The 558-nt window shown below is 58.4% G+C and carries 1 pseudogene; it reads left to right on the top strand.

The window, feature by feature from the left end:
• Positions 1 to 41: 41 nt before the first annotated feature.
• Positions 42 to 558: pseudogene (locus FKW19_RS14345) on the top strand (IS5 family transposase); the annotation flags it as partial.

Here is a 558-nt window from a genome sequence, read left to right as displayed (position 1 = left end):
TAGGGCCTGTTAGCGCTTGAAATTCTTCCCATATTGTAGGGATGGAAGAAGGAGACGGAACAGGCACTTTTACGGACGAGACATGGGCGATCTGGGAACCTCTGATTGAGGAGGTTCGCCCGAGGGGCAAGACGCCGCCACATGATCTGCGGCGGACGATAGCAGCGATTTTCTGGCGTCATGAGAATGGCGCGAAATGGCGGAGTATCCCCGCTGAACTGGGTCCGTGGTGGCGGGCTGCGCAGCTTTTCATCCGCTGGGCGAAGCTCGGCGTATGGGAGCGGCTGCTCGCACTGGTTCAGGAACAACAGGGAGTGGCATTCGGAATGACTTTTCTGGATGGCACGAACATCAGGGCTCACCACAAGGCGGCGGGAGCCCAAAAAAAGGGGCCTCTTTCGAAGAGCGAGACCATCGTGAAGCACTTGGCCGCTCTCGCGGCGGCTATGGCACAAAAGTCTGCGTGATCGCTGATGGACATGGAAAAGCCTTCGGTTTTGCGCTGGCCCCTGGACAGGCTCATGAACTGCCTCTGGCACCAGCCATGCTCGACAGCCT

The organism is Acetobacter sp. DmW_125128 (genome assembly GCF_008704325.1).
GTDB classification, from domain to species: Bacteria; Pseudomonadota; Alphaproteobacteria; order Acetobacterales; family Acetobacteraceae; genus Acetobacter; species Acetobacter oryzifermentans.
The sequence above is the reverse complement of the archived record's forward strand: the minus strand, read 5'-3'. Positions and strand labels throughout refer to the sequence as shown.